Source organism: Buchnera aphidicola (Pemphigus obesinymphae), assembly GCF_026122815.1.
GTDB classification, from domain to species: Bacteria; Pseudomonadota; Gammaproteobacteria; order Enterobacterales; family Enterobacteriaceae; genus Buchnera_C; species Buchnera_C aphidicola_BJ.
This window is the reverse complement of the sequence record NZ_JAIWQW010000080.1, coordinates 1-493: the sequence shown is the minus strand read 5'-3', so window position 1 is coordinate 493 and position 493 is coordinate 1. Positions and strand designations below refer to the sequence as shown.

The following is a 493-nucleotide window of genomic DNA, read 5'->3' as shown; positions in this document are numbered from 1 at the left end:
CCTATTTATTTAGATTATGCAGCAACTACACCAGTCGAGTTTTCAGTTGCAAAAAAAATGATGGAATATTTAACATTAGATGGAACATTTGGTAATTCGGCGTCTCGTTCACATCAATTTGGTTGGAAAGCAGAGGAAGCCGTCGATATTTCTAGGAATCATATAGCCAAACTAATAAATGCTGATGTTCGTGAAATTATTTTTACTTCTGGCGCTACAGAATCTAATAATTTAGCTATTAAAGGAAGCAGTTTTTTTTATAAAAAAAAAGGGAATCATATAATTACTGTTAAAACAGAACATAAATCTGTTTTAGATACATGTAGATATCTTGAAGATAAAGGATACAGCATCACTTATCTGAACCCTATGTCAAATGGTTTAATCAATTTAGAAGACATTAAAAATGCGATTAACAAGGAAACTATCCTTGTTTCTATTATGCATGTAAATAATGAAATTGGGATAATACAAGACATTAGTGAAATTGCTA

General features: G+C 30.4%; 1 protein-coding gene. It reads left to right on the top strand.

Annotation, left to right across the window (positions count from 1 at the left end):
• Positions 1-493: aminotransferase class V-fold PLP-dependent enzyme (locus tag LDP10_RS03185; protein ID WP_265197281.1), on the top strand; the 493-nt coding region annotated here is incomplete at both ends.